This is a genomic window from Pseudoduganella sp. LjRoot289 (assembly GCF_964252925.1).
GTDB lineage: Bacteria > Pseudomonadota > Gammaproteobacteria > Burkholderiales > Burkholderiaceae_D > Rugamonas.
Map to the genome: position 1 here is coordinate 2,868,289 of NZ_CAXUPN020000001.1, position 26,169 is coordinate 2,894,457.

The window sequence follows — 26,169 nt, forward strand, 5'->3', positions numbered from 1 at the left end:
GAAACCGTATGGATGCGTAAGCTTGCTCGAACTTCGTAGGGCGGGTTAGCCGGTACGGCGTTACCCGCCATGCGTGCACGCCGGCGGCCTGGCTGGTAACGCGCATGCGCTCGGCGCGCCCCGCAAATCCGCCCTACACGCCCACGTAGCGGTGCCAGATGTCCGGCGCCGCGCGCAGCGTGGGCGAGTCGCCCGACCACACCACCTTGCCGCGCTCGATGATGGTATGGCGGTCGGCAAAGCGCGTCAGGCGCTCCACGTATTTGTCGATCACCAGCGTGGTCTGGCCGACGCTGCGCAAGCGCTCCAGGCAAGCCCAGATCTCTTCGCGTATCAGCGGCGCCAGGCCTTCGGTGGCCTCGTCCAGTATCAGCAAATGGGGATTGGTCATCAGCGCGCGCCCGATGGCCAGCATCTGCTGCTCGCCGCCCGACAGCTGCTTGCCCATGTTGCGCGCCCGTTCCCGCAAGCGCGGAAACAGCTCGTAAATGCGGGCCAGCGTCCAGGGCTCGGCCGACTGGCAGCGGTTGGCGGCAAAGGCCACCAGGTTTTCCTCCACCGTCAGGTTGGGAAAGATCTGCCTGCCCTCCGGCACGATGGCCACGCCTGAACGGGCGATGCAGTCGGTGGCCATGGCGTCGATGCGCTGGCCGTTGAAGGTGATGCTGCCGCTGCCGATGCGGTTCAAGCCCAGGATGGAGCGTATCGTGGTGCTTTTGCCCATGCCGTTCCTGCCCAGCAGCGTGGCAATGTCGCCCCGCCGGATATCGAAGGTCACGCCGAACAGCACCTGGCTGCTGCCATAGGCCGCCGTGATGTCCTCCACTTGCAGTATCGCGCTCATGCCGCCACCTCGTCGCCCAGATAGGCCTTCTTCACTTCGATATTGCCGCGGATCTGGTCCGGCGTGCCGGTGGCGATGATGCGCCCGGCCACCAGCACCGAGATCCGGTCCGCCATGCGGAACACGGCATCCATGTCATGCTCGATGATGAGCACCGCGATGTCCGGCCGCAGGCTTTCTATCAACGGTATCATCTCCACCGATTCCTCGTGGCCCATGCCGGCCATCGGTTCGTCCAGCAGCAGCAAACGCGGACGGGTGGCCAGCGCCAGGCCCAGCTCCAGCTGGCGTTGCGCGCCATGCGCCAGGCTGCCGGCAAGACTGTCCGCGTACGGCCCCAGGCCTACCCGGCCGGCCAGTTCGCGCGCCTCTTCGAACAGCGGGCGCTCGCCCGCCGCCGGGCGCCAGAAGCGCATGCTGGAACCGCTGCGCGCCTGCACCGCCAGCGCCAGGTTGTCCAGCACCGAGAAGCGCGGGAAGATGTTGGTGATCTGGTAGGAGCGCGCCAGCCCGGTCTGCACCCGCAAATGCATGGGCACGCGCGTGACGTCCCTCCCGGCGAAGACGATGCGCCCGCTGTCGGACGCCAGCGCGCCGGAGATCTGGTGGATCAGCGTGGTCTTGCCCGCGCCGTTGGGGCCGATGATGGCGTGGATTTCGCCCGCCTTCACGGTCAGGTCCAGGCGGTCGGTCGCGGTCAGTCCGCCGTAGCGCTTGACCAGGCCCTGTAGTTCCAGCAGCGCGCCGCTCATTTCCGGCCTCCCTTGTAACGCTCATTAAACCGGTCCGCCAGGCTGGCGACGCCCTTGGGCAGCAACAGCACCGCGACCAGCAGGATCACGCCCAGCGGCAATTGCCAGTGCTCCGTGTAGCCGGACAGCACTTCCTCCAGCAGCAGCAAGGCGAAGGCGCCCAGCACGCCGCCCCAGAAATAGCCGGCGCCGCCGAGGATCACCATCACCATCAGGCTGCCGGACTGGGTCCAGTGCACCAGGCTGGGGCTGACCAGCATGTTCTGGTTGGCGATCAGCGCGCCGGCCAGCCCGGCCAGGGCGCCGGCGATGGCGAAACAGGTCAGCTTGTAGCGGAACACCGGATAGCCGATCGCCGCCATGCGCGTTTCGTTGTCGCGCACCGCCTGCAGCACACGGCCGAAGCGGGAATTGACCAGGCGGTGCAGCAGCAGCAAACAGCCCGCCAGCAGCGCGAGCACGACGTAATAGAAGGGAATGTCGCCCGACAGGTCCACGCCCGGGATGCCGAGCGTGGAGCGCGACATCAGGTTCAAGCCATCCTCGCCGCCATAGCTGCGCAGCGAAATGAACAGGTAGTACACCATTTGCGCAAAGGCCAGCGTGATCATGATGAAGTAGATGCCGCGCGTGCGCAGGCACAGCGCGCCTATCGCCAGCGCCATCAGGCCGCCCACCAGCATGGCGGCCGGCCAGCCGACCCAGGCCGACACGACGCCGTGCTGCATCAGGATGCCGACCGCGTAGGCGCCGGCGCCGAAATACGCGGCGTGGCCGAGGCTGACCATGCCGCCGAAGCCCAGTATCAGGTTCAAGCTGCTGGCCGCCAGCGCGAAGATCATCAGGCGGCAAGCCATGCTGACGTAGAACTCCTGGCCCAGCGCCTGCGCGGCCAGCGGGAACAGCAGGAAGGCCGCCAGCAGCGCCAGCGTGCGCGGCAGGGGAAGGCGATGGTGCAGATTACTGTGCAAATTGCTATGCATGGCGCGCTCCTAGCCGCGTGCGGGGAACAAGCCCTCGGGTTTGAAAAACAGCACGGCGGCCATCAGTATGTAGATCAGCATGGACGATAGCGCCGCGCCCAGGTCGGCCAGCAGGCCGTCCGGCGCCAGCGTACGCGTCAGCACCGGCAGCAAGGTGCGGCTCAGGGTGTCGACCACGCCGACCAGCAGCGCGCCGGCCAGCGCGCCCCGGATCGAGCCGATGCCGCCGATGACGATGACCACGAAGGCCAGGATCAGGATGCCCTCACCCATGCCCGACTGCACCGTGAGTATGGGGCCGAGCAAGGCGCCGGCCAGCGCGCACAGCGCGGCGCCGAAGGCGAACAGCAGCGTAAACACGCGGCCTATGCTGGCGCCCATGACCATCGCCATCTCGCGGTTCGAAGCTCCTGCCCGCACCACCATGCCGATGCGGGTCTTCACCACCACCACGTACAGCAGCAGCGCCACGGCCAGGCCGGCGCCGATGATGAACAGGCGGTAGGCGGAGTAGCTGAAGTCGGCCGTGAACTGCACCGGCGTGGCCAGCGCGGCCGGCACATTGAGGGAGATCGGCGCGGCGCCCCAGATCAGGCGCGCCAGCTGATTGAATATCAGGATCAGCGCGAACGTGGCCAGCACCTGGGACAAATGGTCGCGCCCATAGAGGCGCCTCACCACGGCCAGTTCCAGCACCACGCCGAGCAGCGCGGTGGCGCCCACGGAGAGCAGCAGGCCTAGCCAGTAAGAGCCAGTCATGCCGGTGAAGCTGGCGGCGAAGTAGGCGCCCGCCATATACAGCGAACCGTGCGCCAAGTTCACCAGGTCCATGATGCCCAGCACCAGTGTCAGCCCGGCCGCCAGCAAAAACAGCATCAAACCAAACTGCAAGCCATTGAGGCCATGCTCTATCAGTAGCGCGATATCCATGCCCGTCCCTCTCCGAAGAAGCGCCAGAAAAATACTTTAAGCTTCAAGCATATTACCCGAATTTGGCGCCGGGGCCAGCTTTTTCGGGGCCTGGCCACGGTTTTTTTGAGGCGCCATATTTTTCTTGACGCATATATATTTTAAGCTTAAAGTAGTTTTCACAGCATCTGGCAATGGCAGCTACAGCGCAACGACACGCACCACCGACACACAGTCTATACGGAGCAGACATGATCGTCACAGGCCACATCGATACTTTCGCACGGGACAAGCTGCCGCCACGCGGGCAGTGGCCGGAAATGCCGCGTTCCCTGCCGGAGCTGGAATACCCCGAGCGCATCAACTGCGCGTCCGCTTTGCTGGACGACATGGTCGCGCAAGGCCATGGCGGCCGTCCGGCCATCCACAGCTACGACGCTTCGTGGACCTACGCCGAGCTGCTGGAACAGGTCGACCGCATCGCCCACGTGCTGCGCGGTCCGCTCGGCCTGGTGCCCGGCAACCGCGTGCTGCTGCGCGGCGCCAACAGCCCCATGATGGCGGCGTGTGCGCTGGCCGTGATGAAAGCCGGCTGCGTCCTGGTGGCCACCATGCCGCTGCTGCGCGCCAAGGAACTGACCGCCATCATCGGAAAGGCCGAGATCAATGCCGCGCTGTGCGCTTCGGCGCTGTCCGAGGAGATGGAACTGGCGCGCGCGCAGACCGGCATGGCCGGAGCGGCCTTGTACTTCGGCGGCGACGCCGGCGCCGACGGCGGGCTCGAACAACTGATGCTCGCCCAGCCGTCCTGCTTCGCGGCGGCCGACACCGCCGCCGACGACGTCTGCATCATCGGTTTCACCTCGGGCACCACCGGCGTCCCCAAGGGCACCATGCACTTCCATCGCGATGTGCTGGCGATCTGCGACTGCTTCCCGCGCTCCACGCTGCAATCGGGCAGCGGCGACGTCTTCATCGGCACGCCGCCGCTGGCCTTTACCTTCGGCCTGGGCGGCTTGCTGCTGTTCCCGCTGCGGGTGGGCGCCGCCGCCGTGCTGCTGGAGCGCCTCACGCCCGAACTGCTGCTGAAGGCGGTGCAGGACTTCCGCGCCACCATCTGTTTCACCGCCCCCACCTTCTACCGCCTGATGGCGCCGCTGGCGGCCGAATACGAGCTGTCATCGCTGAAGAAGGCCGTGTCGGCCGGCGAGGTGCTGCCCGTCTCCACCCGTACTGCCTGGCGCGAAGCGACCGGGCTGGAAATCATCGACGGCATCGGCGCCACCGAGATGCTGCACATCTTTATCTCGGCGGCAGGCACCGATGTGCGCCCCGGCGCCACCGGCAAGGCGATTCCAGGCTACCAGGCTTGCGTGCTTGGCCCTGACGGCAAGGCGCTGCCGCCCGGCGAGGTGGGCCAGCTGGCTGTCAAGGGACCAACCGGCTGCCGCTACCTGGACGATGCGCGCCAGCAGCAATATGTGCGCGACGGCTGGAACCTCACCGGCGACGCCTACTGCATGGACCAGGACGGCTATTTCTGGTACCACGCGCGCACCGACGACATGATCATTTCGGCTGGCTATAATATCGCCGCGCCCGAAGTGGAAGAGGCGCTGATGTGCCACCCGGCAGTGGCGGAATGCGCGGTGGTCGGCTGGCCCGACGAGGAACGCGGCCAGATCGTCAAAGCCTTCGTTGTGCTGCGCCCCGGCCACGCGGCCGGCGCCGAACTGGCGCGCGCGCTGCAGGAACACGTCAAGCAGACCGTGGCGCCATACAAGTACCCGCGCGCCGTGGAATTCCTGGCGACGCTGCCGCGCACCCAAAGCGGCAAGCTACAGCGCCACGCGCTGCGCAGCGACGCCGCCAAATGATGAAGAACCGTAGCAGATCCATCCCACCCACCAGCCAGGAGCCGCCCGTGAAATTCACCGCCACCACCCTACGCCATTCCGTCCTCGCCGCAGCCGTGTGCGCGGCGGCCGCCTCGGCCTCCGCCGCCGACAGCGTGAAAGTCGGCATGGTGACCACGCTGTCCGGCGCGGGTGCCGGCCTGGGCGTCGATATCCGCGACGGCTTCTCGCTCGCGCTGACCCACCTGGGCAACAAGATGGGCAACCTGCCGGTGGAAGTGATCAGCGGCGACGACCAGCAATCGCCCGACGTGGCCAAGCAGCTGGTGGACAAGATGATCAAGAAGGACAAGGTCGACTTCATGAGCGGCATCGTGTTCTCCAACCTGATGCTGGCGGTCGGACCCACCATTTTCAATTCCAAGACTTACTTCGTCAGCGCCAACGCCGGCCCGTCCCAGTATGCCGGCGAGCAGTGCAACCCCTACTTCTACAACGTCGCCTGGCAGAACGACAACCTGCACGAGGCGGTGGGCCAGCAGATACAGCAGCGCGGCTTCAAGAACGTGGCGCTGATCGCGCCCAACTACCCGGCCGGCAAGGACGCGCTGGCCGGCTTCAAGCGCTATTACAAAGGCAAGGTGGCCGACGAGATCTACACCAAGCTGGGCCAGCTCGACTACGGCACCGAGCTGGCGCAGTTGCGCGCGCTGAAGCCGGACGCGGTCTACATTTTCCTGCCGGGCGGCATGGGCATCAACTTCATCAAGCAGTTCGTCGACGCCGGCCTGTCCAAGAACCTGCAGCTGTTCGGCCCGGGCTTCTCGGCCGACGAGGACATCATCCGCGCCGTCGGCGCGCCGATGCTGGGCATGTTCAACGCCTCCCAGTGGGGCCACGACATGGACAACCCGCAGAACAAGCGCTTCGTGGCCGATTTTGAGAAGACCTACGGCCGCCTGCCCAGCCTGTACGCATCCCAGGGCTACGACGCGGCCATGCTGATGGACTCGGCGGTGCGCGGCGTGAAGGGCAACCTGGCCGACAAAGCCGCCGTGGGCAAGGCACTGCAGGCGGCCAGCTTCAAGTCGGTGCGCGGCGAGTTCAAATTCAACCGCAACCACTATCCGGTGCAGAAATACTACTCGCGCATGATAGGCAAGGATGCGCAGGGCCGCATCACCAACCGTACCCTGGGCGTGGTGTTCGACAACCACCAGGATGCCTACGTCGGCGCCTGCAAGCTGTAAAAAGTTAATCAAGAATTGAACCGGGAGTCACGATGAACATCACATGCATAGGCGGCGGGCCGGCCGGATTGTATTTCGGCCTGCTGATGAAGAAGCAGAACCCCGCCCACGAGATCACCATCGTCGAGCGCAACCGCGCCTACGATACCTTCGGCTGGGGCGTGGTGTTCTCTGACCAGACCCTGGGCAACCTGGTCAACGCCGACGAGCAGACCGCGCGCACCATCCTGCAGGCCTTCAACCACTGGGACGACATCGACACCCACTTCAAAGGCAGCACGGTCACCTCGGGCGGCCACGGCTTCTGCGGCATCGGCCGCAAGCGCCTGCTCAACATCCTGCAGCGCCGCTGCGAGGAACTGGGCGTCAAGCTGGTGTTCGAGACCGACGTCGCCGACGACCAGGAAATCGCGGCCGCCTACAACGCCGACCTGGTGATCGCCAGCGACGGCTTGAACAGCCGCATCCGCACCCGCTACGCGGCCAGCTACCAGCCGGACATCGAGCAGCGCAACTGCCGCTTCGTCTGGCTCGGCACCAAGAAGCTGTTCCCGGCCTTCACCTTCGCCTTCGAGCAGACCGAGCACGGCTGGTTCCAGGCCCATGCCTACCAGTACGACGGCGATACCTCGACCTTCATCGTCGAAACGCCGGAGGATGTGTGGCGCAAGGCCGGGCTGGACCAGATGAGCCAGCAAGAGTCGATCGAATTTTGCGAGCGCCTGTTCGCCAGGCAGCTGGACGGCAATGCGCTGATCAGCAACGCCACGCATCTGCGCGGTTCGGCAGCCTGGATCACCTTCCCGCGCATCATCTGCCGCAACTGGGTGCACAGCAACGACATCAACAGCAAACGGGTGCCGGTGGTGCTGATGGGCGACGCGGCCCACAGCGCCCACTTCTCGATCGGCTCCGGCACCAAGCTCGCGCTGGAGGATGCGATCGAACTGGCGCGCTGCTTCTCGCAACACGGCGAGGCCGGCATGGAGCAGGTGCTGGACGCCTACCAGCGGGCGCGCGCGGTGGAAGTGCTGAAGATCCAGAGCGCGGCGCGCAATTCGATGGAGTGGTTCGAGAACGTGGAGCGCTACACGGCGATGGAGGCCGAGCAGTTCGCCTACTCCATGCTTACCCGCAGCCAGCGCCTGTCGCACGAGAACCTGCGCGTGCGCGACGCCGCCTACGTGGAGCGTTACGAGCGCTGGATCGCCGAACGGGCCCACGCCCAGGCCGGCCTGCCTGCGCCTGCGCCGGGCCGCCACAGCATCCCGCCCATGCTCACGCCCTTCAAGCTGCGCGGCACCGTGCTGAAGAACCGCATCGTCGTCTCGCCGATGGCGCAGTATTCGGCCGTGGACGGCGTGGCGGGCGACTACCACCTGGTGCACCTGGGCGCGCGCGCCATGGGCGGCGCCGGCCTGGTGTTCGCCGAAATGACTTGCGTATCGGCGGACGCCCGCATCACGCCGGCCTGCCCCGGCCTGTATGCACCGGAGCACACGGCGGCCTGGAAGCGCATCGTCGAATTCGTCCACAGCCACACCAGCGCCAGGATCGCCATGCAGATCGGCCACGCCGGCGCCAAAGGTTCCACCCGCCGCGCCTGGGACGGCATCGACCAGCCGCTGGAGAGCGGCAACTGGCCGCTGGTGGCGGCCTCCGAACAGCAATACCTGCCCGGCGTGTCGCAGACGGCGCGGGCGGCGACGGCCGGGGACATGGCGCGGATCCAGGCCGATTTCGTGGCCGCCACCAGGGCTGCGGCCGAAGCAGGCTTCGACTGGCTGGAACTGCACTGCGCGCACGGCTACCTGCTGTCGTCCTTCATCTCGCCACTGACCAACCACCGCCAGGACGAATACGGCGGATCGCTGGAGAACCGCTGCCGCTATCCGCTCGAGGTGTTCCGCGCGGTGCGCGCCGCCTGGCCGCAGGACAAGCCGATCAGCGTGCGGATTTCGGCCCACGACTGGGTTGAAGGCGGCATCACGCCGGACGACGCGGTGGCCATCGCGCGCCTGTTCAAGGAAGCCGGGGCCGACATGATCGATTGCTCGTCGGGCCAGGTCAGCAAAAGCGAAAAACCGATCTACGGACGCATGTTCCAGACCCCGTTCGCGGACCGCGTGCGCAACGAGGCGCGCATTCCGACCATCGCGGTGGGCGCCATCTTCGAGGCCGACCACGCCAACAGCATCATCGCCGCCGGCCGCGCCGACTTGTGCGCGGTGGCCCGTCCGCACCTGGCCAATCCTGCCTGGACGCTGACCGAATCGGCCAGGATAGGCTACCTGGACGTGGAATGGCCGCAGCAGTACACGGCCGGCAAGGTGCAGCTGGAGCGCAACCTGGAGCGCGAGCGCCAGATCGCGGCAGCCAATAGCGGCATGACGCCGCAGCAGGTCGCCGCCAAGCTGCTGGAAGGCTGAGCATGGATCCGAACTTGCAAGGTAGCGCACAGCAAAGCGCAGACTCGGCCGACGGGCCGGGCGCGCGCCCGGATGCCAGCCTGGGCGCAGGACCGCTGCGCGGCAAGCACGCGCTGGTGACCGGCGGCGGGCGCGGTATCGGCAGCGCCATCGCGCGCGCCCTGCTGCTGCAAGGCGCGCGCGTCACGCTGGCGGGACGCACCGCGGCGGCGCTGGAACAGACAGTGCAGGAATTGGCCGCAGTCCTGACGGAAGCCGCGGCAGGCGCCCCGGCCGCGTCCCCGGCTCCGGCCCCGGCCCCGCCTGCGGGCGCCGCGATCGACTACGTCACCGTCGACGTCACCCGCCGCGCGTCCGTCGACGAGGCGCTGGCAGAAGCGGCGCGGCGCCACGGCCGCATCGACATCCTGATCAACAACGCCGGCCAGGCCGCGTCCGCGCCGTTCGCCAGGACCTGCGACGACATCTGGCGCCAGATGATGGCGGTGAACCTGGACGGCAGCTACCACTGCATCCAGGCCGCGCTGCCCGGCATGCTGGAAGCGGGCTGGGGCCGCATCGTCAACGTCGCCAGCACCGCCGGGCTGGCGGGCTACGCCTACGTGTCGGCCTACTGCGCCGCCAAGCACGGCGTGATCGGCCTGACGCGCGCGCTGGCGCTGGAGCTGGCCACCAAGGGCATCACCGTCAACGCGGTCTGCCCCGGCTATACAGAAACCGATATCGTCAAGGACGCCGTCGCCAATATCGTCGCCAAGACCGGGCGCACGGAAGAACAGGCGCGGGCCGAACTGGCGGCTGGCAACCCGCAGAAGAAACTGGTGCAGCCGGAGCAAGTGGCCGACGCCGTGGCGTGGCTGTGCCAGCCCGGCGCCGGCGCCATGACCGGACAAGCGCTGGCCGTGGCCGGCGGCGAAATCATGTAAGAAAGCAGAGAATGACACGCAAACTCCCGGCCAAGGCCGCATTGAAGGCTGTCCCGGCCGCAAGACCGGCCGCGCTAGCCGCCCAGGCAAACAAGGCGGCATCGGCCGCGCCGGCATCGCAGCCGGCCCAGCCTGCGCAGGTCTTCGACCTGGAGTCGCGCCTGACGCAGGACCATCACCAGTCCCTCAAACTGTGGCTGCGCATGCTCTCCTGCACCACCATGATAGAGAGCGAAATCCGGACCCGCTTGCGCAACGAATTCGGCATCACGCTGCCGCGTTTCGATTTGATGGCGCAGTTGCAGCGCCATCCCGAAGGACTGCGCATGGGCGAACTGTCCAAGCGCATGATGGTCACCGGCGGCAATATCACCGCTATCACCGACCAGCTCGAGCACGAAAAACTGGTGCTGCGCGTGCCCGATCCGAAGGACCGGCGCGCCTACAGCGTCAAGCTCACCGCCGCCGGCCGCCGCTCCTTCGAGCGCATGGCGCTGGTGCACGAAGGCTGGATCGCCGACCTGCTGGACGGCCTGTCGGTTCAGGAAAAGAACGACATGATCGCGCTGCTCTCGCGCATGAAAGGCCATCTGAGCGATGGTCCCCACCAAGACGAATAAGGAACACCGCCATGCGTTATCTACCAGGAAGCCCGCACCAACTGCCCGGCAACAGCCAGGCCTTGGCCGATTACAGTGCCGCGCACTTTAAGTTCGAAGTGAACGGCGGCGTCGCCGTGGTGACGTTGAACCGCCCGGAGCGCAAAAACCCGCTCACCTTCGAGTCCTACGCCGAGCTGCGCGACCTGTTCCGCGCGCTGGCCTACGCGGACGATGTGAAAGCCGTCGTCATCACCGGCGCGGGCGAAAACTTCTGCTCCGGCGGCGACGTGCACGACATCATCGGCCCGCTGACGAAGCTCGACATGCCCGGCCTGCTGTCCTTCACCCGCATGACGGGCGACCTGGTGAAAGCCATCCGCGCCTGCCCGCAGCCGGTCATCGCGGCCATCGACGGCATCTGCGCCGGCGCCGGCGCCATCCTGGCCATGGCGTCCGACATGCGGCTCGGCACGGAGCGCAGCAAGACGGCCTTCCTGTTCACCCGCGTCGGCCTGGCGGGCTGCGACATGGGCGCCTGCGCCCTGCTGCCACGGCTGATCGGCCAGGGGCGCGCCGCCGAGCTGCTCTACACCGGACGCTCGATGTCCGGTCCCGAGGCCGAGCGCTGGGGTTTCTTCAACAGCCTGCAGGAACCGGCGGCGCTGCTGGAGGCCGCCCGGGCACTGGCGCAGGGCCTGGCCAGCGGTCCCACCTTCGCGCACGGCATGACCAAGAAAATGCTGCAGCAGGAATGGAATATGGGCGTGGACGAGGCCATCGAGGCGGAAGCCCAGGCCCAGGCCATCTGCATGGCCACCAACGACTTCCACCGCGCCTACCACGCGTTCGTGGCCAAGCAAAAACCTGAATTCGAAGGCAACTGAGGAGCCACCATGTCCGACAAAAACTACCTGAACTGGCCCTTCCTTGAACCGCGCCACCGCCTGCTGGAGCAGGAGCTGGACAACTGGGCGACGCAGCACATCGCGCAAGAACATGCGCACGACGTCGACGCCGCCTGCCGCGCGCTGGTGGCCCAGCTGGGCCAGGCCGGCTGGCTGGCGCACGCCATCGCGGGCACGCGCCATGGCGGCGGGGCGGACGTGATCGACACGCGCGCCCTGTGCCTGATCCGCGAAACGCTGGCCCGCCATGCCGGCCTGGCCGATTTCGCCTTCGCCATGCAGGGCCTGGGCTCGGGCGCCATCAGCCTGTTCGGCAGCGACGCCAACCGCGAGACCTATCTGCCGCGCGTGGCGCGCGGCGAAGCCATTGCAGCCTTCGCGCTGTCCGAACCGCAAGCCGGTTCCGACGTGGCGGCCATGCAGTGCGCCGCCGTGCAGGACGGCGACAGCTATGTACTCAATGGCGAGAAGACCTGGATTTCCAATGGTGGCATCGCCGACTTCTACGTGGTGTTCGCCCGCACCGGCGAAGCGCCGGGCGCGCGCGGCATTTCCGCCTTTATCGTCGAAGCGGGCGCGCCGGGCTTCGAGATCGCGGAACGCATCAACGTGATTGCGCCTCATCCCCTGGCGCGGCTGACGTTCAACAACTGCCGCATCCCGGCCGCGCAGCGCCTGGGCGAGGCGGGCCAGGGCTTCAAAGTGGCCATGGCCACGCTGGACGTGTTCCGCACCTCGGTGGCGGCGGCGGCGCTGGGCTTCGCCCGCCGCGCGCTCGACGAGGCGCTGGCGCATGCCAGGCAGCGCAAGATGTTCGGCCAGACCTTGGCCGATTTCCAGCTGACCCAGGCCAAGCTGGCGCAGATGGCGACCGGCATCGACGCCGCCGCCCTGCTCACCTATCGCGCCGCCTGGCAGCGCGACCAGGGCCAGAACGTCACCAAGGAAGCCGCCATGGCCAAGCTCACCGCCACCGAAACCGCGCAGCAGGTGATCGACGCGGCGGTGCAGATGTTCGGCGGCCTGGGCGTGGTCAGCGAGCATCCGGTCGAACGGCTGTACCGCGAAATCCGCTCGCTGCGCATCTACGAAGGCGCGTCCGAGGTCCAGCAATTGATCATCGCGCGCGAAATGCTGCGCGCCTGACTCCGACACCATCGGCATCATCGACACCCATCGACATCATCATCTGAGAGGCACACCATGGAATTCCTGCAACCACCGGGCTGGGTACAGCCCAAAGGCTACGCCAACGGCGTGGCCGCAAGCGGCCGCACGGTTTGCGTCAGCGGTATGATAGGCTGGGACGCCGAAGGCCGTTTCCACACCAGCGATTTCGCGGGCCAGGTCGAACAGGCGCTGCGCAACATCGTTGCGGTGCTGGCCGAGGCCAAGGCCGGGCCGGAACACGTCGTGCGCATGACCTGGTACGTCACCGACAAGAAGGAATACGTCGGCGCCTACAAGGAAATCGGCGTTGCCTACCGGGCCGTGTTCGGCCGCCATTTCCCAGCCATGACGGCGGTGCAGGTGGCGGGCCTGATCGAAGACCAGGCCAAGGTCGAAATCGAAGTGACCGCCATCGTGCCGGAAACGGCATGATCAGCGAGGCGAGCACACTGACGTCCGGTGACAATGCCGCCTCGCCGGCTGCAGCACCGTCGCCGCTGCCGCCGGCTCCCCGGGACACGCGCACGCTGGGAGTCGCAGGCGCGGGCGCCATGGGGCGCGGCATTGCGCAGGTGGCGGCGCAGGCCGGCATTGCCGTGCTGCTGTACGACGTGCAGGACGGCGCTGCCGCCAGGGCCGTGGCCACAGTGCGCGAGCAGTTCACCGCGCTGGCCGCCAAGGGCAAGCTCACGCGGGAGGTAGCCGACGCGGCCAGCCTGAAGCTGGGCGCAGCGGCCACGCTGGATGCATTGGCCGATTGCGACATCGTGATCGAAGCCATAGTCGAGCAGCTGGAGGCCAAGCGCGCGCTGTTCGATGCGCTGGAACACATCGTCAGCCCCTCGTGCGTGCTGGCCACCAACACCTCCTCGCTGGCTGTGACGGCCATCGCCGCCGGTGCGGGCCTGCCGGGCCGCATCGCGGGCTGCCACTTCTTCAATCCGGTGCCGCTGATGAAGGTGGTGGAAGTGATCGCCGGGGCGCTCACCGGCAGCGACGCCACCGATGCGCTGACCGCCTTGGTCAAGCGCATAGGCCACACGCCGGTGCAGGCCAGCGACACGCCGGGCTTCATCGTCAACCACGCGGGACGCGGCTACCTGACCGAAGCGCTGAAGATCGTGCAGGAAACCGTGGCCGATTTCGCCCAGGTGGACGCCGTGCTGCGCGGCGCCGCCGGCTTCCGGCTCGGCCCCTTCCAGCTGCTGGACCTGACCGGGCTCGATGTGTCGCATCCGGTCATGGAATCGATCTACCGCCAGTATTACCAGGAGCCACGCTACCGCCCCAGCCCTATCACGGCGCAGCGGCTGGCGGCAGGCCTGTTGGGCAAAAAGACCGGACGCGGATTCTACGGCTATGCCGGCGGCAAGCCAATGCCGCAACCCTCGGCCGCAACTATCGCAACCGCCGCCATAGTGCCGGAAGCGGCGGCAGAGGCGGCACTGACGGCACCGGCGGCACCGGCAGCGGCAGCGACGGCAGCGGCAGCGGCAGCGACGGCACAACCGGCGCCGGCACCAGCGGCGGCACCAGCGGCAGTGGCATCTGTTGGCTGCGCCCCATCAATCACAGGCGCCGCGACCGTGATGCAGAGCGCCACGATGCAGCAGGCATGGACTGCCCCGATCTGGATAGACGCCCCCGACACCGGTACCCACGCCAGTCTGGCTGCGCTGCTGCGCAGTCTGGGAGCCGACGTCGAAACCGGCTTGCGCCCGTCGGACTGCGCCGTGTGCCTGGTCGCGCCGCTGGGCGAGGATGTCAGCGCCTGCGTGGCGCGGCTGGAACTCGATGCCGGCCGCACGCTAGGCATCGACCCATTGTGTACTGCCAACGCATCCATCGCAGGCACCGGCCCGGGCTCGGACATCCGTCCGGATTCCAGCCCGCAAGCCGGCACTGGCTCGGCGCCGTGCGTGCCGCTTGGCGCCGGCCACGTGACTTTGATGCTGAACCCCGCTACCGACATCGCGCTGGCCGAACGCGTGCTCGCCCTGTTCGAACAAGGCGGCCAGCCCGCCACGCTGATCGATGACAGCGCCGGCTTCATCGTGCAGCGGGTGCTGGCGACCATCATCAACATCGGCTGCGACATCGTCCAGCAAAGCATCTGCACGCCGCAAGACCTCGACAGCGCGGTCACGCTGGGCCTGGGCTACCCGCGCGGCCCATTGGCCTGGGGCAACCACCTGGGTCCGCGCCGCGTCCTCGCCATCCTGCAAAACCTGCAGCGCGTCACCGGCGATCCGCGCTACCGCCCCAGTCCCTGGCTGGTGCGCCGCGCCCAGCTCGGCCTGCCGCTGCACCATGTGCGCGGTGCGGTGAACCAGGCTGCGGCGCCGTCCTGCGAGACGCCATGAGGACCAAGGCCGGCATCAGGGACGGCGGCGAGCACGGCGGCGCCGCGCCGCTCTACCAAGGCTACGGCGCGGCGGAACTGGACCGGCAGTACAACGCCCGCGCCACCGTGCCGGACGCCACCGTCTACCTGCGCGCCTACGCCGAACAGAGCGCCGCCATGCGCGCCGCGCTGCCCTGCCACTGCGGCGTGGCGTACGGCGCGCACGAAGACGAACAGCTCGACATCTTCCCCGCGCCCAGGCCCGGCAGCCCGGTGCTGGTGTACATCCACGGCGGCTACTGGCGCGCCCTGTCCAAGGGCGATTCCAGCTTCATGGCCGCCACCTTCACGGCGGCCGGCGCCACCGTGGCGGCGGTCAACTACTCGCTGGCGCCCGCCGTCGCGCTGGACCACATCGTCGACCAGAACCGGCGCGCGCTGGCCTGGATCCACCGCCACATAGCCGAGTACAACGGCGACGCGGCCAAAGTCTATCTCTGCGGCAGTTCGGCCGGCGGCCACCTGGTCGGCATGCTGCTGGCGCCCGGCTGGCAGCAGGCGCACGGCCTGCCCGACAGCGCGGCCGCAGGCGCCTGCCCGATCAGCGGGCTGATGGACCTGGCGCCCATCCCCGCCACCCACATCAACGAGTGGGCCCGGCTCGATGCCACGGCGGCGCGCCGCCTCAGCCCGCTGCATCACCTGCCGGAGCAAGGCGGTCCGCTGCTCGCTTGCGTGGGCGCCAAGGAAACCGAGGAATTCCGGCGCCAGAGCCGCAGCTACGCCGATGCGTGGCGCGCCAAGGGCTTGCCGGGCGAATATCTGGAAATCGCCGGCACCAACCACTTCGACGTGGTGCTGGAGCTGGCCAGGGCGGACAGCCTGCTCGCGCGCGCCCTGTTGCGCATGATGGGCCTGGCCTAAGCAGGACGACGCCCCCTGATTGTTCCATGCATGGATCAATGAAACTCATTTAACCATCTTAATCTATTCTTTTGAGACTGTTAAAGTTCATCCATCGCAGCAAACAACCCAACAAGGAGCGTCACCATGAACATCCTGCAAATCAATTCCAGCGCCCGCAGCACCGGTTCCGAATCCACCCGCCTGGCCGACTCCATCGTCGCCAAGCTGAGCGCCAGCAACCCCGGCGCCAGCGTTGCGCGCCGCGACCTGGCTGCGAATCCGCATCCGGTGATCGACGAGCCCGCCCTGCAGGCCCTGTTCACCCCGGCCGACCAGCGCAGCGCAGAGCAAGCCGCCCGCGTGGCGCTGGACGACGCGCTGATCGCCCAGGTGCAAGCGGCGGACGTCATCGTGATCGGCTCGCCGATGTACAACTTCGGCATCACCGTACAGCTGAAATCGTGGTTCGACGCGATCGCCCGTGCCGGCGTAACCTTCAAATACGGCGCCAGCGGCCCGATCGGCCTGCTGAGCGGCAAAAAAGTCTACGTGGCCCTGTCCCGTGGCGGCATGCACCGCGACGCCCCGAGCGACACGCAACTGCCGCACCTGAAAATGTTCCTGGCCTTCCTGGGCATGACCGACGTGCAGTTCGTCTACTCCGAAGGCCTGGGCATGGGTCCGGACGCGGTGGCCAAGGCGCAGGCGGAAGCCGATGCGCAAGTGAACGCGGTGCTGGTGTAACTCGACACAACAAGGAGCAAAGGTCATGACACAGGCAAACATAACATCCGAGAACGTGCTGCAATCGCGCGGCGTGGAACGCATCATCAATGGTCAGGCCGTGATGGACGGCGCGGGCGTGAAGATCAACCGAGTCCTGACCCAGCCCTTGCAACGCCGCCTCGACCCTTTCCTGATGCTGGACAACTTCGGCAGCGATACGGCGAACGACTACATCGCCGGCTTCCCCGAGCACCCGCACCGGGGCTTCGAGACGGTGACCTATATGCTGACCGGCCGCATGCGGCACAAGGACAGCGCAGGCAACGAAGGCTTGCTGAGCAACGGCGGCGTGCAGTGGATGACGGCGGGCCGGGGTGTGATCCACTCCGAGATGCCGGAACAGGAGGAAGGCCGCATGGAAGGCTTTCAGCTGTGGCTGAACCTGCCCGCCAAGGACAAGATGCGCGAACCGTGGTACCGCGACTTCAACGCCGAACAGGTGCCGTCGTTCAGCACCCCGGAAGGCGCGCAGGTCCGCGTGATCGCGGGCGGCAGCCACGGCGTGGCCGGCGCGGTGCAGCGCGAAGTGACGGAGCCGATCTACCTCGACGTGGAACTGCCGGCCGGCGCGCGCTTCAGCCAGCTGATCCCGGCCGGGCACAACGCCTTCCTGTTCACCTATCGCGGCGCGGTGCATGTGGCCGGCAAGCCGGTGACCATCGGCCGCATGGCGATCCTGGAGAATACGGCCGGGGCTGACGGCGTGACGGTAACGGCGGCAGAAGACAGCCGCTTCATCCTGGTGGCGGGCCATCCGCTGAACGAGCCGATCGCGCAGTACGGCCCGTTCGTGATGAACACCCAGGCCGAGCTGACGCAGGCGGTGGAGGACTTCCGCGCAGGCAAGCTGGGCGAGGAAGCGCACGCCTGAGGTTGCCGTCCAGCCAAGTTCAAACCAGCAGTTCAAACCAGCCTCTGGGGGAGTAACACCCCCAGGGCTGTCTCCAATCCGCTAAAATGCCGGCATGACATCCCCACTCATCGGTTGGCTCAAGCACCTGAGCCGGATCTGCGGCTTCGACACCGCCGATTCCTTCCCGCCCGGCCATCCGCACGCGCGCACGCGCTGGAACGCGGCCTATTTCGACATTGCCTCGGACGTGAAAGCGGACGAGATGGAGCGCCGCGTCAGCGACGCCATCGGCAATACCCCCTTGGTATTCGCCCATATCACGGCGCCGACGCCGCGCATGCAGCGCGCGCTGCTGGGCGTGATCGAGGCGCGCATCCGGCAGAACAACGGGAAAGAGGCGGCGCAACTGATCGCCCTGCTGATCAAGGCTTACCAGAGCCCGCACACCGCCGAGGCCCTGCCGGGCCTGCGCCACGCCATCGACAGCACCCGTGACGACGAGGCCCCGGCCCGCGTGCGCGCCGTGCTCGAATTCCTCAACAGCATGCAGTCGCCCTACGACGTCATCGACATGCGCCCTTGAAGGCAAAGGATCAGCCCGCCGTACCCAGCTCGGAGGAGGATGGGGACGCCGAGTCACCAGGTAGATAAAGCGGGCTCTGCTGGAGTACTGGCTGGACGCTGGTTGCCGGGGAAATGGCGGTCGCGCAGCTTCATGAAGGGGACCTCCACTGCCGCATACAGCAGCCAGCCGCCAAGCAGGCTGGCGGCGGCCATGATGCCGATGCCGCTCCAGCTGGCGGTGCTGACGCCCCACCCCGCCAGCTCGGGCTTGAGCAGCAGGAAGAATTGTTTGTGCGTCAGATAGACGGCGTAGGACCACAGCGCCAGCTTGCCGGCGCCCGGGATCGCCGTTTTTTGCAGCAGGGAACCGGGACTGAGCGCCGACACCAGCAACAAGGTAAAGCCCAGCGCCAGCAAGGGGTAGCCGAACACTGTCATGCCGTAGCTGTAGTGGTCGTCCCAGAATAGATGGAAGGCCAGCGCCGATACAGCCAGCCCTGCCGCCAGCGCCCAGTTGCCGCGCGAAGTGAGGCGGAGCCAGGCTCCGGCGTGGTAGTTTTTCAGCAACGCCAGGGCCACGCCGGCGACCAGGTCGTCGAAACGGCACAGCGAGGAGTAGTAGATCGCGTTGTAATAAGCAAAGCCGCCTTCGCTGTCGCCCACTTGCGTGTTCCACAAGTAGCTGCGGATGGCCATGCCGCCCAGGAAACTGGCCGCCACTGCGACCCAGGCCCATACCAGCGAGCGGCGCATGGCGGCGATCAGCAGCGCGACCGCCGGCAGCAGCACGTAAAACTGCTCTTCCACGCAGAGCGACCAGGCGTGCGAGAACGCAGTGCCCGGCATCAGGTCGAGATTCTGCGTGAAGGTGAGGAATTGCCACAGCGGCGGCAAGGTCAGGCCGGCGCGGAAGTACGGCCACAGCGCGTACAGCGCGAGCACGACGTAGAATGCGGGCAAGGTGCGCAGGAAGCGGCGGATATAGAAGGTGCGCAGCGAAAAGCCGTCTTCGCTGCGCATGCCGGCGAAGATCTGGTTGCCGATCAAATAGCCCGACAAGGCGAAAAACAGGTCGACGCCGACCCAGCCGACCTCGCCTAAAAAACTGAATGGGGCGCGCCGCGTGACGAACAGGACGTAGTGGTTCATGAACACGAGCAGGATCGCCAGCGCGCGCAGGGTGTCCAGGCCATGAATGCGGGTTATGGATTTCATGCAGCATTTTAACTGTTGGATGGCAGAATCCCCGCTAGAATAACGGCCATTCATCACAGCTTCGGGGACCAGCATGACTGTAGCAAGCGATCTGCATTTCAAATCCGTCAACTATACGGGCCAGGGCCAAGGCCCGCGCGTCATCATCACCGGCGCGGTGCACGGCAACGAAACCTGCGGCACCAAGGGCATCTCGCGCGTGATGGAGGAGATCGACAGCGGCAAGCTGCGCGTGCTGAACGGCAGCGTGACTTTCGTGCCCATCGTTAATCCGCTGGCCTATGCCAAGGGCCAGCGCTCCGGCGACCGCAACCTGAACCGCAACCTGTTCCCGAACGAGAACCCGCAGGATTTCGAGGACCGCATCGCCAACTGGCTGTGCCCGCTGCTCGGCCAGCACGAGGTGCTGCTGGATCTGCACTCCTTCAATGCGCAGAGCCAGCCTTTCGTGATGGTCGGCCCGCGCAACAACGACGGCACCTTGCAGCCTTTCCAGCATGAGGAGAAGGAACGCGCGCTGGCGCGCCGCCTGGGCGTGAAGCGTTTCGTGGACGGCTGGATGGCGACCTACGGCGCCGGCGTGCAGCGCCGCCTGCGCGACGATTCGCAACTGGAAACCGTGCTGCGCTACGGCGTCGGCACCACCGAGTACATGCGTTCGACCGGCGGCTACGCGCTGACGCTGGAGTGCGGCCAGCACGCCGACCCGCAGGCGCCGGACGTGGCCTACCGCGCCATCCTGAACACGCTGGCCTTCCTGGGCCTGGTCGACGCGCCGCAGCCGCTGCCTTTGGCGCCCGAGGACACGGAATACCTGAGCATGGTCGAGGTGCACGACAAGAAAAACGCGGGCGATACCTTCAGCCGCGTCTGGTCCAGCTTCGACCGCGTGTCCAAGGGCGACGAGATCGGCCGCCGCAGCGACGGCACGCCGGTGCTGGCGCAGGCCGACGCCATCGTCCTGTTCCCGGACACCAATGCGCGCGCCAACGCGGAGTGGTACTACCTGGCGAAGGCCAATCCGGCCGGCTTCTAAGCGAGGGACAGGCCGCCCAGCGCGGCCACATGTTGCTTTTTACGCACGCAGCGGGCGAAATATTTTCGGCCTTCCAGGATGAAAGTCTGTCCCGGCATTCAGGCAAGACTCCTTTTCCGTTGGCATCGCCATTTCTGGGGGATACAATCGCTGGAGGAGAAAAGCATGCACATTCCGCTGCCGCCCAGTGCCAGACTCATCAGCTTGTGCATCGCGAGCCTGTCCTTGGCCGCCATCGCCCAGCCCGTCCCGGTGCGCACCATGGGCCAGGAGAGCTTGCCTCCCAAATGGATAGCGCGCGAGGGCCGCCTGGAAGGCTTGTGCCCCGAGATCCTGTCCGCCATGGAAAAGGCCGAGCCGCGCCTGAAGTTCTCCGGGCAGGACGACTTCCGCTCCGTGCCGCAGATCGAGCAGGGTCTCGAGTCCGGCGCAGTCGGCGCCGCCTGCGCCCTGCTGGACACCGAACGCCGCCGCAAGATAGCCCATATGTCCGCCAGGGTATACATGGTGCGCCACCGGCTGGCCGCCTCGGCCGCCGACAAAGCCACGGTGGACTCGATCGACGACCTGGTCCGCCTCAATCCCCTCATCGCCACCTCGCGCGGCGCGGCCTACTCCGAGCAGCTGCGTGCCCTCGGGCTGGAAGTGGACGACAGCACCGGCGATAACCTGACCAATCTGAGGAAGATCCTGGCCGGCCACGGCCGTTTCGTCTACATGAATGAACTGACGCTGGCGTGGATGATCCGCGAGAACAAGCTGCAGGACAAAATCCGGCTGATGCCGGCCGTGCTGAAGGAGGAGCCGATCTTTTTCTGGATCAGCAAGAAGGCCGATCCGGTGGCGGCGCGGCTGATGAATCAGGCGCTGCAAAAAATCAAGGCCAGCGGCGAACTGGCGCGGATCTACGAACGCTGGTCCGGCGAGAAAGCCGCGCCTTAGCCGGGCGGGCAGAATGGTTTAGTGCGCCGACACCAGCTTGAGGCCGAGGATGCCGCAGGTGATCATCGAAATGCAGACGATGCGCGCCACGCCGGACGGCTCGCCCAGCACCAGGATGCCGAACAGCGCCGTGCCCACGGTGCCGATGCCGGTCCAGACCGCGTAGGCCGTGCCCAGCGGCAGGTCGCGCAGCGCCAGCCCCAGCAAGCCCATGCTGCCGCCCATGGAGAGCAGGGTCAGCACGGATGGCACCAGGCGGCTGAAGCCTTCGGTGTACTTCAGGCCCACGGCCCAGCCGATTTCCAGCAGGCCGGCGACGAACAAAAATACCCAGGCCATCTCTTCTCCTTGTTTGGCGGCAACCACTAAGCGGGATGTCAGTATATCATTGCAAAATACCAAATTTTATAGGGGTAGTGAATGTTACTAATGGCACAAATCGTCACCGGCCTGGTGCTGCTGATCCACGTCTACATCGTGCTGCTGGAGACCGTGCTGTTCCGCACGCGCGGACGCCGCGTGTTCGGCCTGAGCGCGGAAAAGGCCGACATCGTGCAGCCTGCCATGTCGAACCAGGGCTGTTACAACGGCTTCCTGGTGGCCGCGCTGGCGCTCGGCTTCGTCCATCCCAACCCGGCCACGGCGCTGGCCTTCACCGTGTTCGGCCTGTGCTGCGTGGCGGTGGCCGGTGTGTGGGGAGCGGCCACGGTGTCGCGCCGCATCCTGTTCGTGCAGACCGTGCCGGCCGTGATCGCCCTGCTGCTGGTCAAACTGAGCTAACACTTCGAGACGGGCGTGCCGCGTGCACGCCGTCCATTTATATCGTAATATACCGATATTAGCATCGGACTTTCCAGATGCGAATATCGTCAAAGCCAAATATGAACATCGACATCGACGCAATCCACAAAGCGCTGGCCAACCCGGTCCGGCGCCAGATCCTGGCCTGGCTGAAGGATCCGGAAGCCCACTTCGCCGACCAGGCCCATCCGCTGACCTTCGGGGTCTGCGCGGGGCTGATCGACCAGCGCACCGGCCTGTCGCAATCGACCGTGTCGGCCCACCTGGCCACCTTGCAGAAGGCCGGCCTGGTGACGGTGCAGCGGGTGGGACAGTGGAATTTCTTCAAGCGCAACGACGAGGTGATCCAGGGCTTTCTCGACCATATCAACCAGGGTCTGTGAACGGCCCCGCACCTTCCAGGAAAACATCATGGCAAATCTTTTCGACCCCATCAAGATCGGCGACCTGACCCTGAACAACCGCGTCATCATGGCGCCGCTGACGCGCGCCCGCGCCACCGGCGGCGAGCGCGTGCCGAACGCACTGATGGCCGAGTACTATGTGCAGCGCGCCTCGGCCGGCCTGATCCTGAGCGAGGCGACCGCCGTCTCGCCGCAGGGCGTGGGCTACGCCGACACGCCGGGCATCTGGTCCGACGAACAGGTGGCAGGCTGGAAAACCGTGACCGGCGCCGTGCACGCGGCCGGCGGCAAGATCTTCCTGCAGCTGTGGCACGTGGGCCGCATTTCGGATCCGAGCTTCCTGAACGGCGAGGCGCCGGTGGCGCCGAGCGCGATTGCCGCCAAGGGCCATGTCAGCCTGCTGCGCCCGCAGCGCGGCTACCCGGTGCCGCGCGCGCTGGAGCTGGCCGAAATCCCCGGCATCGTGGCGGACTTCCGCAAGGGCGCCGAGAACGCCAGGCTGGCCGGTTTCGACGGCGTGGAGATCCACGGCGCCAACGGCTATCTGCTGGACCAGTTCCTGCAGGACGGCACCAACCGGCGCACCGATGCGTACGGCGGCCCGATTGAAAACCGCGCACGCCTGCTGCTGGAAGTGACTGACGCGGTGGTGGAAGTATGGGGCGCCGGCCGGGTCGGCATGCATCTGGCGCCGCGCCGCGATTCGCACGACATGAGCGACTCCGATCCGGCGGCGACCTTCAGCTACGTGGCGCGCGAACTGGGCAAGCGCGGCATCGCCTTCATCTGCGCGCGCGAGGCGGTGGGCGAGGACAGCCTGGGGCCGCTGCTGAAGCGGGAATTCTGCGGCGTCTACATCGCCAACGAGAAGATGAACCGGGATGTGGCCGAGCGCATCCTGGCCGCAGGAAGCGCCGACGCGGTGGCATGGGGCACGGACTTCATCGCCAACCCGGACCTGCCGGCGCGCCTGCGGCAAGGCGCGGCGCTGAACCCGGCGCGTCCGGCAACCTTCTTCCACTCGACAGCGGAAGGGTATACCGATTATCCCGCACTGGCTCCGTCCTTCTAGACGCTGCGCGGCCCGGGCCGTTGAATGGACCGCGAGCCAAACGGCCAGGCCGGGACGATGCCCGGTCCCGGACGCATCAACGCATCAACGCGGGATGGTGTAGTTGGCCGGCACGAACTGGTAGCCCTTGCCGCTGCTGCGCACATGGCCGATGCCGGGGAACTGCAGGTGGGCGGCGGCGATCCAGTAGCCCTGCTTGGCCGCGTCGGCGAACGCCGCCTTGCGCTGCGCCAGCGCCGCCTTGCTGTCGCTGTCGAATTCGATGGTCACCGACGGGTCTTCGAACTGCACCGCCTGGACGTGCAGCAGGTCGCCCAGCAGCACCAGCTTCTGGCCCTTGCTCTCGACCACGTAGACGGTGTGGCCCGGCGTGTGGCCGTAGCTGCTCACCGCTTTCACGCCCGGCACCAGTTCGGTGCTGCCTTCGAACGGGTTCAGCTTGCCCGCGTCGCTGTACGGCGACACCGACGCCATCGCACCCTGGAAGAAACCCTTCTGGTCGGCCGGCGCCCTTTCCAGGTTCACTTTGCTGAGCCAGAAATCCGTGTCGTGCTTGTCCGCGCGCAGCACGGCGTTCGGGAAGGCAGCCTTGCCGGCCGCCGCCGCGCCGCCGACGTGGTCAGGATGCAAGTGCGTGATATAGATCTCGTCGACCTGCTCCGGCTGGTAGCCGGACGCTTTCAGATTGCTCACCAGCTTGCCCAGCGTGGGGCCGAACAGGCCGCCGGCGCCGGTGTCGATCAGCACCAGCTTGCCGCCGGTGTTGATCAGGTAGCCGTTGACCGACGTTTCCAGCGGCACTTTCAGGAAGGACTTGGCCAGCGTCTGCGTGGTCTTGGCCGGCTTGTCGTGCAGCAGCTTGTCCATCGGCAAGTCGACGGTGCCGTCGTTCAGCGCGGTCACTTCGAAGTCGCCCAGCATCATGCGGAAGTAGCCCGGCGCCTGGGTTTTCGCCAGCGGCGCGGCGGCAAAGGCGGACGATTGGCCCAGCATGGCTGCGAGTGCGATGGCCACGCCGGCGGCCGGAATGCGACGAGAGATCATGGTTACCCTTTGTGTGTGATGTCGAATTGCACACAATATCGTAAAAACACGATGGGCGTCTAGAAACTCATCGGGAAGCGCACGGACAGGGTGACGTCGGGGGTGTCGCGCGTCAGGCCGGCGCCGACCGACACGTTGAGCGAACGTTGCTCGTTGAAGCGGTAGGAGAAGCCCATCAGCAAGGTGCCGAGCTGGGTGCGCACGGAACCGGGCACAGGCACGCCGTTCTGCTTGGTGCGGCCCATGGAGTCGTGGCTGTAGCCCAGGCTGAGCGAGGCCTTTTCATTGAGCGCCAGGCCCATGCCGAAGTTAAAGCCGAACACGTCGCCCGGTTTCAGCGTGCCGAGGTCTTCGAATTCGCCGTTCAGGATCACGCGGCGCACGTTGCTGCGCTTGACGTTGCGCAGATAGCTGACACTGCCGAACAGGATGGCGGGGTCGGACGGGAACAGCCACGTGACGCTGGGCTGCACAGAATAAAAACCCGAGCCGGTGGGCAGGTCCAGCGGCAGGCCGGTGCCGGTCGCGTTGGGGCCGACGCAGCGGCCGGCGCAGTCGGTGACGACTTCGAATGGATCGCGCCCGGTGCGGGTTTTCACGCGCAGGCCGGCCACGTAATAGGGCTTGTCGGCGCCGCCATCGTTGAGCTGATGGCGCAGCGCCAGTTCCACGTCGCCGACGCCCCTGCCGCTGGTCGAGAAAACGTTCTCGACCGCGCTGCCGGTGAAGATTTCCCTGCTGACGGTGGAGTCGGAGCGGTAGACATAGGGCACGCGCACTTCCAGCTCGGTGCGCCGGCTCAGGCCGTAGCGGCCGGCCAGCGCGGCGGTCATGGTGTTGCGCTTGACTTCGCGCACGTCGACCAGGCCGATCAGCAAGGCGGGAATGATGGTGTAGCCGACCAGCACCACGCGGTTGCTGGACGAGTAGCCGAACTGGTAGGACGGTTCCAGCACGTAACGGCCCTTGGGCGTCAGCACGCCGGGCGCTTCGAACAAGGGCGCCACTTCGGGCGGGCGGCCGTCGCGCTGCGGCGCCTGGCCGACTGCGGGCTGGTTGCCGCCCGGCACGCCGCCGGCGCCAGCGCCGCCGCCCGCCGGCCCCTGCGCCTGCCCCTGCCCCGCCCCCTGCCCCGATGCCTGCGCCACCGGCTGGGGCAGACCGGGCACGGAAGCTGCCGCATCCGGGCCCGCCCCCGCCGAGGCGGCAGCCTGCGCGCCGCTCTGGGCGCCGGCCTGCGCTGCGTCCGTGCTGCCCGCTGGCGTGCCGGCCGGCTCGCCCATCCGGGCTGCCGCCGCGGCGGCGCCGCCCGCCGGACCGGTGCCGCGCTGGGCCGCCAGGCGCTCCTGCGTCGCGGGCGTGCCTGCCAGGATGCGCTGCTGTTCGGCCAACTGCCGCCGCATCTGGTCCAGCAATGCGCGCTGTTCGGCCAGCTGCCGCTTCAGCAGCTCGATCTCGGCGGCCAGCCCGGCGCTGCCGCTTTGCCCTGGCTGGCCGTGGGCCAGCGTCGTGCAGACGATGATGGATAGACCGGCCGAGCCGGCGCGCAGGACGTGGGCAAATCGCATTCCTTGCT

At 66.9% G+C, this 26,169-nt stretch carries 26 protein-coding genes; 18 read left to right on the forward strand and 8 right to left on the reverse strand.

Features of this window, described 5'->3' with window-relative positions:
- Positions 1-133: 133 nt before the first annotated feature.
- From ACSQ8Y_RS11960 to ACSQ8Y_RS11975, 4 genes are read right to left on the reverse strand one after another with little or no spacing between them, the layout of a single operon-like run.
- Positions 134-844, reverse strand: coding sequence for an ABC transporter ATP-binding protein (locus tag ACSQ8Y_RS11960; protein ID WP_436266691.1), 711 nt, complete (start codon positions 842-844; stop codon positions 134-136).
- Entirely contained in the window at positions 841-1,596 is a 756-nt protein-coding gene (locus ACSQ8Y_RS11965; protein ID WP_436266692.1) for an ABC transporter ATP-binding protein, read from the reverse strand. Before ACSQ8Y_RS11965 ends, ACSQ8Y_RS11960 begins: the two co-directional genes overlap by 4 nt.
- A complete protein-coding gene (locus tag ACSQ8Y_RS11970; protein ID WP_436266693.1) occupies positions 1,593-2,579 on the reverse strand; it encodes a branched-chain amino acid ABC transporter permease in 987 nt (328 codons plus the stop codon). Before ACSQ8Y_RS11970 ends, ACSQ8Y_RS11965 begins: the two co-directional genes overlap by 4 nt.
- Positions 2,580-2,588: 9 nt before the next feature.
- A complete protein-coding gene (locus ACSQ8Y_RS11975; protein ID WP_436266694.1) occupies positions 2,589-3,509 on the reverse strand; it encodes a branched-chain amino acid ABC transporter permease in 921 nt (306 codons plus the stop codon).
- Positions 3,510-3,739: 230 nt separating this feature from the next.
- Between ACSQ8Y_RS11975 and ACSQ8Y_RS11980 the strand changes: the two genes are divergently transcribed.
- From ACSQ8Y_RS11980 to ACSQ8Y_RS12040, 13 genes are all read left to right on the forward strand, one after another.
- A complete protein-coding gene (locus tag ACSQ8Y_RS11980; RefSeq protein WP_436266696.1) occupies positions 3,740-5,365 on the forward strand; it encodes an AMP-binding protein in 1,626 nt (541 codons plus the stop codon).
- A gap of 47 nt (positions 5,366-5,412) precedes the next feature.
- Positions 5,413-6,594: an ABC transporter substrate-binding protein gene (locus ACSQ8Y_RS11985; RefSeq protein ID WP_436266697.1), complete on the forward strand. Its 1,182-nt coding sequence runs from the start codon at positions 5,413-5,415 to the stop codon at positions 6,592-6,594.
- A gap of 32 nt (positions 6,595-6,626) precedes the next feature.
- The gene (locus ACSQ8Y_RS11990) at positions 6,627-9,023 is read left to right on the forward strand and encodes a bifunctional salicylyl-CoA 5-hydroxylase/oxidoreductase (RefSeq protein WP_436266698.1); all 2,397 of its coding nucleotides are present in this window, start codon (positions 6,627-6,629) and stop codon (positions 9,021-9,023) included.
- Between the two features lie 2 nt (positions 9,024-9,025).
- Complete coding sequence (locus tag ACSQ8Y_RS11995) at positions 9,026-9,949, forward strand: SDR family NAD(P)-dependent oxidoreductase (protein ID WP_436266699.1); 924 nt, start codon at positions 9,026-9,028, stop codon at positions 9,947-9,949.
- 11 nt (positions 9,950-9,960) lie between these two features.
- On the forward strand, positions 9,961-10,569 hold the full coding sequence (locus ACSQ8Y_RS12000; protein WP_436266700.1) for a MarR family winged helix-turn-helix transcriptional regulator: 609 nt from the start codon (positions 9,961-9,963) through the stop codon (positions 10,567-10,569).
- A gap of 11 nt (positions 10,570-10,580) precedes the next feature.
- Positions 10,581-11,435, forward strand: coding sequence for an enoyl-CoA hydratase family protein (locus ACSQ8Y_RS12005; protein WP_436266701.1), 855 nt, complete (start codon positions 10,581-10,583; stop codon positions 11,433-11,435).
- A 9-nt stretch (positions 11,436-11,444) separates the two neighbouring features.
- Positions 11,445-12,602, forward strand: coding sequence for an acyl-CoA dehydrogenase family protein (locus ACSQ8Y_RS12010; RefSeq protein WP_436266702.1), 1,158 nt, complete (start codon positions 11,445-11,447; stop codon positions 12,600-12,602).
- Between the two features lie 57 nt (positions 12,603-12,659).
- Entirely contained in the window at positions 12,660-13,058 is a 399-nt protein-coding gene (locus tag ACSQ8Y_RS12015; RefSeq protein WP_436266703.1) for a RidA family protein, read from the forward strand.
- Positions 13,059-13,123: 65 nt separating this feature from the next.
- Positions 13,124-14,989: a 3-hydroxyacyl-CoA dehydrogenase gene (locus tag ACSQ8Y_RS12020; protein ID WP_436269806.1), complete on the forward strand. Its 1,866-nt coding sequence runs from the start codon at positions 13,124-13,126 to the stop codon at positions 14,987-14,989.
- The gene (locus ACSQ8Y_RS12025; protein WP_436266704.1) at positions 14,986-15,894 is read left to right on the forward strand and encodes an alpha/beta hydrolase; all 909 of its coding nucleotides are present in this window, start codon (positions 14,986-14,988) and stop codon (positions 15,892-15,894) included. Before ACSQ8Y_RS12020 ends, ACSQ8Y_RS12025 begins: the two co-directional genes overlap by 4 nt.
- Before the next feature lie 126 nt (positions 15,895-16,020).
- The gene (locus tag ACSQ8Y_RS12030; protein WP_436266705.1) at positions 16,021-16,620 is read left to right on the forward strand and encodes an FMN-dependent NADH-azoreductase; all 600 of its coding nucleotides are present in this window, start codon (positions 16,021-16,023) and stop codon (positions 16,618-16,620) included.
- 25 nt (positions 16,621-16,645) lie between these two features.
- Entirely contained in the window at positions 16,646-17,533 is an 888-nt protein-coding gene (locus ACSQ8Y_RS12035) for a pirin family protein (RefSeq protein ID WP_436266706.1), read from the forward strand.
- A 94-nt stretch (positions 17,534-17,627) separates the two neighbouring features.
- Positions 17,628-18,098: a hypothetical protein gene (locus tag ACSQ8Y_RS12040; protein WP_436266707.1), complete on the forward strand. Its 471-nt coding sequence runs from the start codon at positions 17,628-17,630 to the stop codon at positions 18,096-18,098.
- 53 nt (positions 18,099-18,151) lie between these two features.
- On the opposite strand, the gene ACSQ8Y_RS12045 is transcribed toward ACSQ8Y_RS12040, so the two are convergent.
- Positions 18,152-19,294: an acyltransferase family protein gene (locus ACSQ8Y_RS12045; protein WP_436266708.1), complete on the reverse strand. Its 1,143-nt coding sequence runs from the start codon at positions 19,292-19,294 to the stop codon at positions 18,152-18,154.
- 73 nt (positions 19,295-19,367) lie between these two features.
- Here ACSQ8Y_RS12045 and ACSQ8Y_RS12050 point away from each other — a divergent pair, with 73 nt between their 5' ends.
- Together ACSQ8Y_RS12050 and ACSQ8Y_RS12055 are read left to right on the forward strand one after the other, a co-directional pair.
- Complete coding sequence (locus ACSQ8Y_RS12050) at positions 19,368-20,330, forward strand: succinylglutamate desuccinylase (protein WP_436266709.1); 963 nt, start codon at positions 19,368-19,370, stop codon at positions 20,328-20,330.
- 165 nt (positions 20,331-20,495) lie between these two features.
- A complete protein-coding gene (locus ACSQ8Y_RS12055) occupies positions 20,496-21,272 on the forward strand; it encodes a substrate-binding periplasmic protein (protein WP_436266710.1) in 777 nt (258 codons plus the stop codon).
- Between the two features lie 18 nt (positions 21,273-21,290).
- Here ACSQ8Y_RS12055 and sugE read toward each other — a convergent pair whose 3' ends face one another.
- A complete protein-coding gene (gene sugE, locus ACSQ8Y_RS12060) occupies positions 21,291-21,611 on the reverse strand; it encodes a quaternary ammonium compound efflux SMR transporter SugE (protein ID WP_436266711.1) in 321 nt (106 codons plus the stop codon).
- Positions 21,612-21,692: 81 nt separating this feature from the next.
- On the opposite strand from sugE, the gene ACSQ8Y_RS12065 reads away from it, so the two are divergent.
- From ACSQ8Y_RS12065 to ACSQ8Y_RS12075, 3 genes are all read left to right on the forward strand, one after another.
- Entirely contained in the window at positions 21,693-22,052 is a 360-nt protein-coding gene (locus tag ACSQ8Y_RS12065) for a DUF1304 domain-containing protein (RefSeq protein WP_436266712.1), read from the forward strand.
- 101 nt (positions 22,053-22,153) lie between these two features.
- Positions 22,154-22,456, forward strand: a complete 303-nt coding sequence (locus ACSQ8Y_RS12070; protein ID WP_436266713.1) for an ArsR/SmtB family transcription factor — start codon at positions 22,154-22,156, stop codon at positions 22,454-22,456.
- Positions 22,457-22,484: 28 nt separating this feature from the next.
- A complete protein-coding gene (locus tag ACSQ8Y_RS12075) occupies positions 22,485-23,549 on the forward strand; it encodes an alkene reductase (RefSeq protein ID WP_436266714.1) in 1,065 nt (354 codons plus the stop codon).
- Positions 23,550-23,633: 84 nt separating this feature from the next.
- Here ACSQ8Y_RS12075 and ACSQ8Y_RS12080 read toward each other — a convergent pair whose 3' ends face one another.
- Both ACSQ8Y_RS12080 and ACSQ8Y_RS12085 read right to left on the reverse strand, forming a co-directional pair.
- Entirely contained in the window at positions 23,634-24,593 is a 960-nt protein-coding gene (locus ACSQ8Y_RS12080) for an MBL fold metallo-hydrolase (RefSeq protein WP_436266715.1), read from the reverse strand.
- A gap of 59 nt (positions 24,594-24,652) precedes the next feature.
- Positions 24,653-26,161 carry an acetate kinase gene (locus ACSQ8Y_RS12085; RefSeq protein ID WP_436266716.1) on the reverse strand — a complete coding sequence of 503 codons (1,509 nt, stop codon included), beginning with the start codon at positions 26,159-26,161 and terminating at the stop codon, positions 24,653-24,655.
- Positions 26,162-26,169 lie beyond the last annotated feature (8 nt).

Coding starts and splice junctions, on each gene's coding strand:
- ACSQ8Y_RS11960 (WP_436266691.1), bottom strand. CDS start 844: ATGAGCGCGATACTGCAAGTGGAGGACATCACGGCGGCCTATGGCAGC.
- ACSQ8Y_RS11965 (WP_436266692.1), bottom strand. CDS start 1,596: ATGAGCGGCGCGCTGCTGGAACTACAGGGCCTGGTCAAGCGCTACGGC.
- ACSQ8Y_RS11970 (WP_436266693.1), bottom strand. CDS start 2,579: ATGCATAGCAATTTGCACAGTAATCTGCACCATCGCCTTCCCCTGCCG.
- ACSQ8Y_RS11975 (WP_436266694.1), bottom strand. CDS start 3,509: ATGGATATCGCGCTACTGATAGAGCATGGCCTCAATGGCTTGCAGTTT.
- ACSQ8Y_RS11980 (WP_436266696.1), top strand. CDS start 3,740: ATGATCGTCACAGGCCACATCGATACTTTCGCACGGGACAAGCTGCCG.
- ACSQ8Y_RS11990 (WP_436266698.1), top strand. CDS start 6,627: ATGAACATCACATGCATAGGCGGCGGGCCGGCCGGATTGTATTTCGGC.
- ACSQ8Y_RS11995 (WP_436266699.1), top strand. CDS start 9,026: ATGGATCCGAACTTGCAAGGTAGCGCACAGCAAAGCGCAGACTCGGCC.
- ACSQ8Y_RS12000 (WP_436266700.1), top strand. CDS start 9,961: ATGACACGCAAACTCCCGGCCAAGGCCGCATTGAAGGCTGTCCCGGCC.
- ACSQ8Y_RS12005 (WP_436266701.1), top strand. CDS start 10,581: ATGCGTTATCTACCAGGAAGCCCGCACCAACTGCCCGGCAACAGCCAG.
- ACSQ8Y_RS12010 (WP_436266702.1), top strand. CDS start 11,445: ATGTCCGACAAAAACTACCTGAACTGGCCCTTCCTTGAACCGCGCCAC.
- ACSQ8Y_RS12015 (WP_436266703.1), top strand. CDS start 12,660: ATGGAATTCCTGCAACCACCGGGCTGGGTACAGCCCAAAGGCTACGCC.
- ACSQ8Y_RS12025 (WP_436266704.1), top strand. CDS start 14,986: ATGAGGACCAAGGCCGGCATCAGGGACGGCGGCGAGCACGGCGGCGCC.
- ACSQ8Y_RS12030 (WP_436266705.1), top strand. CDS start 16,021: ATGAACATCCTGCAAATCAATTCCAGCGCCCGCAGCACCGGTTCCGAA.
- ACSQ8Y_RS12035 (WP_436266706.1), top strand. CDS start 16,646: ATGACACAGGCAAACATAACATCCGAGAACGTGCTGCAATCGCGCGGC.
- ACSQ8Y_RS12040 (WP_436266707.1), top strand. CDS start 17,628: ATGACATCCCCACTCATCGGTTGGCTCAAGCACCTGAGCCGGATCTGC.
- ACSQ8Y_RS12045 (WP_436266708.1), bottom strand. CDS start 19,294: ATGAAATCCATAACCCGCATTCATGGCCTGGACACCCTGCGCGCGCTG.
- ACSQ8Y_RS12050 (WP_436266709.1), top strand. CDS start 19,368: ATGACTGTAGCAAGCGATCTGCATTTCAAATCCGTCAACTATACGGGC.
- ACSQ8Y_RS12055 (WP_436266710.1), top strand. CDS start 20,496: ATGCACATTCCGCTGCCGCCCAGTGCCAGACTCATCAGCTTGTGCATC.
- sugE (WP_436266711.1), bottom strand. CDS start 21,611: ATGGCCTGGGTATTTTTGTTCGTCGCCGGCCTGCTGGAAATCGGCTGG.
- ACSQ8Y_RS12065 (WP_436266712.1), top strand. CDS start 21,693: ATGTTACTAATGGCACAAATCGTCACCGGCCTGGTGCTGCTGATCCAC.
- ACSQ8Y_RS12070 (WP_436266713.1), top strand. CDS start 22,154: ATGAACATCGACATCGACGCAATCCACAAAGCGCTGGCCAACCCGGTC.
- ACSQ8Y_RS12075 (WP_436266714.1), top strand. CDS start 22,485: ATGGCAAATCTTTTCGACCCCATCAAGATCGGCGACCTGACCCTGAAC.
- ACSQ8Y_RS12080 (WP_436266715.1), bottom strand. CDS start 24,593: ATGATCTCTCGTCGCATTCCGGCCGCCGGCGTGGCCATCGCACTCGCA.
- ACSQ8Y_RS12085 (WP_436266716.1), bottom strand. CDS start 26,161: ATGCGATTTGCCCACGTCCTGCGCGCCGGCTCGGCCGGTCTATCCATC.